This is a genomic window from Streptomyces sp. NPDC048479, assembly GCF_040651435.1.
Classification (GTDB): Bacteria; Actinomycetota; Actinomycetes; order Streptomycetales; family Streptomycetaceae; genus Streptomyces.
Map to the genome: position 1 here is coordinate 1 of NZ_JBEZKA010000082.1, position 5,717 is coordinate 5,717.

4 protein-coding genes and 1 pseudogene are annotated in these 5,717 nt (G+C 66.5%); 4 read left to right on the forward strand and 1 reads right to left on the reverse strand.

The features are described from left to right. Nucleotides 1-143 precede the first annotated feature (143 nt). The 4 genes and pseudogenes from AB0D12_RS40815 to AB0D12_RS40830 form a co-directional block, all read left to right on the forward strand. Nucleotides 144-1,421: an IS701 family transposase gene (locus AB0D12_RS40815; RefSeq protein ID WP_362695047.1), complete on the forward strand. Its 1,278-nt coding sequence runs from the start codon at nt 144-146 to the stop codon at nt 1,419-1,421. 178 nt (nt 1,422-1,599) lie between these two features. Further along, on the forward strand, nt 1,600-2,202 hold the full coding sequence (locus tag AB0D12_RS40820) for a helix-turn-helix domain-containing protein (protein ID WP_362695049.1): 603 nt from the start codon (nt 1,600-1,602) through the stop codon (nt 2,200-2,202). Continuing rightward, entirely contained in the window at nt 2,136-2,726 is a 591-nt protein-coding gene (locus AB0D12_RS40825) for an IS630 family transposase (RefSeq protein ID WP_362695054.1), read from the forward strand. Before AB0D12_RS40820 ends, AB0D12_RS40825 begins: the two co-directional genes overlap by 67 nt. A gap of 156 nt (nt 2,727-2,882) precedes the next feature. Then, nucleotides 2,883-3,002: pseudogene (locus AB0D12_RS40830) on the forward strand (IS5/IS1182 family transposase); the annotation flags it as partial. 142 nt (nt 3,003-3,144) lie between these two features. On the opposite strand, the gene AB0D12_RS40835 reads toward AB0D12_RS40830, so the two are convergent. Further along, nucleotides 3,145-3,966: an alpha/beta hydrolase gene (locus AB0D12_RS40835; protein ID WP_362695052.1), complete on the reverse strand. Its 822-nt coding sequence runs from the start codon at nt 3,964-3,966 to the stop codon at nt 3,145-3,147. Nucleotides 3,967-5,717: the final 1,751 nt, after the last annotated feature.

Below are 5,717 nucleotides of genomic sequence, written 5' to 3' on the forward strand. Positions count from 1 at the left end.
CGGCTCAGCCACCTCGACGGTCTCCGGTTCAGGCATGTTGTTACTGGTCATCGGCGCATCTTCCATGATCAGGAGTTACACCGTTCGTTTTACAGTCCCCGTTAGGTCTGTCTCGCGGTCCTGTTTGGGGGCATGTTGGGGGTGTGGACGCACATGAAGTGAATCGGGCTCGGGCGAAGTTGGCGTTATTCGTAGCTGACGTGTTCGCGTCGGTGCCGCGCAAGGATCAGCGGGCGAAGGGCGACTGCTATCTGCGGGGGCTGATGCTGGACGGGCGGCGGAAGTCGATCCAGCCGATGGCGGAGCGGCTGCCGGATGGCAACGAGCAGGACCTGCAGCAGTTCGTGAACCAGTCGACCTGGGATCCGGTGCCGGTGCGGCGGCGGATCGCGCAGCGGATGGTGCCGCAGATCGGCCCGGATGCCTGGGCGGTCGATGATGTGTCGTTCCCGAAGGACGGGAAGATGTCGGTGGCGGTCGCGCACCAGTACTGCGGGGCGCTGGGCAAGCAGGCCAACTGCCAGGTCGCGGTGAGCGTGCACGCGGTCTCCGACACTGCCTCCTGTCCGCTGCAGTGGCGGTTGTTCGTCCCCGAGGAGTGGGCGCACGACGCCGGACGGCGGCAGAAGACCGGGATACCGCAGGAAGCCGGGCACCGGGAGAAGTGGCGCCTGGCCCTGGACACCTTCGACGAGCTGGCCGGGTGGGGTCTGGTGCCGCCGGTGGTGGTGGCCGACGCCGGCTACGGGCAGAACGCCGACTTCCGCGACGGCCTGAGCGAGCGGGGCATCGGATATGTCGTGGCGGTCCGTTCGGACGTGACCGTCCACCCGCACGACGCGCAGCCCACCGCCCCGGCGTGGTCCGGAAACGGCCGCAAGCCGGAGCGCCGCTACCGCGACAAGCCGTCCTCGGTCGCCGCGCTCGCGGCCGGCCATGGGCGGCAGGCCTTCACCGAGGTGACCTGGCGGGAAGGCTCCCGCGGACCGATGCGCTCGCACTTTTTGGCGCTGCGGGTGCGGCCGGCCGGGGTCCGAGCCCGCCGCCTGGCCCAGGCCGCCGCCACCGCGCAGGAGGGCTACTGGGACGGTGTCCTGCCCGAGGTGACGCTGCTGGTCGAGTGGCCCGAGGACGCCCAAGAACCCACCGACTACTGGCTCACCAGCCTGCCCGCCGGCACCCCGCCGGCCGAACTGGTCCGCCTGGCCAAGATCCGCTGGCGCATCGAGCACGACTACCGCGAACTCAAACACGGCCTCGGCCTGGACCACTTCGAGGGCCGCTCCTGGACCGGCTGGCATCACCACGTCACCCTGGTCACCGCCGCCCACGCGTTCCTCACCGAACAGCGCCTGGCCCCAAAAGCCGATACAGCGGACTCACCCTCTACCAGATCCTCGACACCATCCAAGACCTGCTGAACTGCTGGACCGGCACCTGCACCACCTGCCACCGCCCCCTGCCCAGAACATCCCCCACCAGCCAGAACCCAAGAGCCAGAGCAACCTAACGGAGTCCTACTAGTGCTGCATTCCGCTTTTGCTGGGTATGTGTACTGGTAGCGGGGCGGTTCGGGTGCTCGGGGGCGGGTGCTGGTTGATGGTGTTACGAGCACGACAAAGCCGTGACGAGGACGAGCAGGCGGTCATCCATCGACTGTCGCGAGCCCGCAAGGCCCCCCGGGATGTGGTGATGCGGGCCCGGATGATCGAGCTGAGCTGGGTGGGGCAGCGGGTGCCGGCGATCGCGGATGAGCTGAGCTGCAGTCAGAAGACGGTGCGCAGGTGGCTGCACCGCTTCAACCGCGCCGGTCTGGAGGGCCTGGAAGATCTCGGCGGGCAGGGCCGCAAGCGGCGGATCACCGAGGCCGAGCGGTCACGGATCATCGCCCTGGTCAAGCAGGTGCCGCCCGGGAGGCTGGAGATGCAGCCATACGGGGACCTGTGGGCGGCCGACGAGTCGGGGGCGGCGGAGTGGACGTTGGACTCCCTGGCCGCCGAAGCCCAGCGGCTGGGGATCGATGTGGGCCGATCCCAGGTCCGCCGGATCCTGCTGGCAGAAGGCGTACGCTGGCGCCGCACCCGCTCCTGGACCCGCTCGAAAGACCCGGACTTCGCCCCAAAAGGACGCGGATCATCGGCCTCTACACTCACCCGCCGGACGGTGCGACGGTCGTCTGCGCCGACGAGCTGGGGCCGGTGATCCCGCGCGCCTTCCCACCGGCACCGGGCTGGTCGCCGGACGGGCACCGCATCAAGTCCGAGATCGACTACAGCCGCGGGCCGGAGAAGACCTGGGTCTACGGCGGCCTGCGCGTGAGGGACGGCCAGGAGATCACCATGGCCGCATCCTCCCGCAACAGCGCCTTCTACCAGCAGTTCCTGCAACAGATCGAGGACGCCAACCCGACCGGAGAAATCTGGGTCGTCACCGACAATCTGTCCTCCCACAACAGCCTGTCCACCCGGACCTGGCTGGAGGATCACCCGCGGATCCGGCACGTGTTCATCCCGGTCGGCGCGTGCTGGCTGAACCTGCAGGAAGGCTGGTGGCGGATCTTCCGCAAGACCGCCCTGGCCGGCCGGTCCTTCGCCAACCCGGACGACATCACCCAAGCCACGGCCGTGGCCACCGCCCAGCTCAACGCCCGTGCCAGACCATGGATCTGGGGCCGACCAGCCCCGCCCACCCGCCAACTACGACGCCGATACGTGTACTGCCTTTGAGGAATCCAGCACTAGTACTCCAGTCGCAGTTCGCTATCGTCGCTGGTCAGGGCCCTGCTCCTGAGCGTAGTCGGCTGAGGTTTCGTCAGGTGTCGGGAGTTCGTGACCTCGGGTGCGGCGGGGCGTTGTGCTTGTCGTGCGAGATGATGTGCAGCCCTCGCCCGCGACTACGAAACCCACCCCCACCGTTCCGAAGCCATAATCCACGTCGCGATGATCGACCTCATAAGCCGCAGACTCACTCGCGAATCCACCCTGAACTGGCGCGACACCTGAACCTCGGACCAAACAGCCTCGGTGGGACAAAACGCTCTTTAACAAAAGGACCACACCAGCCGGTTTGGGGATTTCCCGCCGGAGTCGTAAACGCCGGGGTTCCTCGCAAGCGTTGGCTGGGGAGGACGTCAACAGCGGCATGTCATTTGGTGTGCACGCGTATGGCCCAGTCGAGAGCGTGGTCGGCGACTTCCTGCCACCCGTCCTCGGTGATCAGCAGGTGTGAGCGGCCGGGGAACTCGTGGTAGTCGGTACGGGCGGTGGAGCGGCGGTACTTGCGGGCGGTGGCCTTCACCAGGGCCGGGGGGATGATGTGGTCCTTGCCACCGGCGATCAGCAGCAACGGGGCTCGGTTGCTCTTGCGGTAGTCGACAGTGGTGGCGGCGTTCGGTGTGAGGTTTGCCAGCGCGCTCTGGAAGAGCATGCGCCCGGAGCCGGGAATGCTGTAGCGGTCGTAGGCGGCTTGTGCCTGCGGCTGGCGGAGGGTGTTGGCGAAGGCGTAGGTGAACTGGCGCAGGTTCAGCGGTACGGCCCGGCGCCGGTTCGCCGGGTTGGACAGCACAGGCCAGCAGGATCGCAGAGTGGACAGCGGGGTGCGCAGTACGCCCTTGGGCGCGGCGGGGTCGATGGCGACCCCGGCGGCTCCCAGTTGCCGGTCGAGGAGCAGCTGCACGATGAGCCCGCCGAAGGAGTGGCCGATGAGGATCGGCGGCTGGTCGAGCTCGCTGATCAGGCGCTCGTAGTGGTCGACGATTTCGGTGATGCCCAGGCCTTCCAGCGGTCTCGGATCGCCGTACAGCGTCGCAACGCCTCCGTCCAGGCCCGGCCAGGCTGGCGCCTGCACGGTATGGCCGCGGCTCTCGAAGTGCTGGGCGAACTTCTCCCACGACAAGGGCGTCATCCACAAGCCGTGAATCAGCATCACGGTGGGGCTCGTCGGTGCCGTTCCCATAAGAAACCTCATTTCTGGCCCAGCACAGAGCTGGTCCGCTTACAGAGCGTTCTGTCTCTTTGTTTCCTGCACGATTAATGCCAATTCATGGCATCGAAGACCCGCGACCAGCACGAGCAGCCCCGCGTCGCCTCGGGATCTAATCCCTGGCGTCGGCCGGCTCATCGCCGAGGCCCATATCGCCAAGGCAACCGTCTATCGCCACCAAAGACGCCCTGGTCCGCGCCTGCCTCCAAGACCGCGACCAGGCGATCCGCGCCACAACGGCCGCCCTGGCCAGACAGACCCGAGACCACAGACGTGCTGACCGCCACAGTCGCGGAACCAGGGAACCGAGCGTGCGCCACCGGCTTCAGTGGCCGCGCGCATCAACGCCGCCGCCGATTACCCCAATCCTGGTCACCCGGCTCGCCAGGCCGTCACCGAACACCGGTGCTGGTTTCGGGCGCGCCCGCCCCAACTGCCCAAAAGACACTGGCCACCCCCACCCGAAGACACCGCTGGCACCCTTGTCCTGCTCCGTGACGACACCATGACCGGCGGCTACCTCCGACGACCGACACACGCCGCCGCCGTGCTGCGGACTCTGGTTGGTCCCGGCCAGGCCGCGATCAGCCCGGAGGTGATCTTTAGACTCAAGTGGTTGCCAACCGAGTCGTCCGCGGCTGGTCTTGGTGGAACCAGCCTGGCGGTCACACGCCGCCTCCTCTGCGGCGGTCATTTTGCGCCCGTCGGCGTACAGGCCCGTAAACGGCTGCGCCGCGAGCGCGCCAGGGTTCGTCGGGGCGGGCAGATCGCCCGTGATGTCGGTGACAACGCGGTAATATCCTGGTTCCATAGCCGATGCCCGGTCTCGTCCGACGCTAACTCTTTCACTCTCGGGACGTGCACATAGGCCACTCCGTGGGCGGTGCCATGGAAGGTGCCGAACCAGCCCACGCTCCTAGAGGGGATGGTCAGAGACACGGAGCCGCTCTCGGTGCCCTCCTCGCCCCACGCGTAGCTGTAGCTCGTGACCGACGCTTCGGCCCCACCCCCGAATGGCGCGACATCGACCTTGACGGTACCGGCGAGGGACACGCTGCCCCCTGCTGTATGGGCTGCTGTGTTGGTGTGAGCCCATCCCGTCGTCAGCGTTGAATCGCCTAGTTTGCTGCAGTGGGGCAGCGGCTTGGTGACTTTGCGACTGTAATCCTCAATCCAGTGCAGCCGCCCTCCTCAGAGAACAAGATAAGTTGGCACTGCCTAAATCCTTGGCCAATGCCGACTTTCTCACAGTAGTCACTGGCGGTACGGCCGCTGGTGACTGTGCCCCCGCGTTGTCGAAGCCTTGCTGAAGAATAGCCCTATCGTCGCGACTGTCAGTGCACATGTTGTGAATCCCGCAACTCTTCCGGATGGTCCAAGTCTCACAGCTTATTCACCTAACGTCGAATCCCGCAGGATGTGCTGTGCCGGTGCCACGCGCGGCCGCAACCGACGCATGAAATCCTGCACTTTGCGTCCTGTCGGGTGTACCCCCGTCGTCGTAAAAACTCGGCAGTCTCTTTGACGCCAACGTCGGCCGTGGCAGCCGACTTCGGTCGGGTCAGGCTCAACTCCGCCTGTTCCAGGACTCCTTCCCTCCCCGCAAAGGTCGGCCACCCTGTGGGGGCAGTGAGGTGATGACAATGAGCCTTTTCAGCGTTGCCTCTCCAGGGTGAGGACGGCTTTGGCTGCTGACGAGAGGCGGTTGGGACTGCAGCGTGCGTGGTGGAAGATGC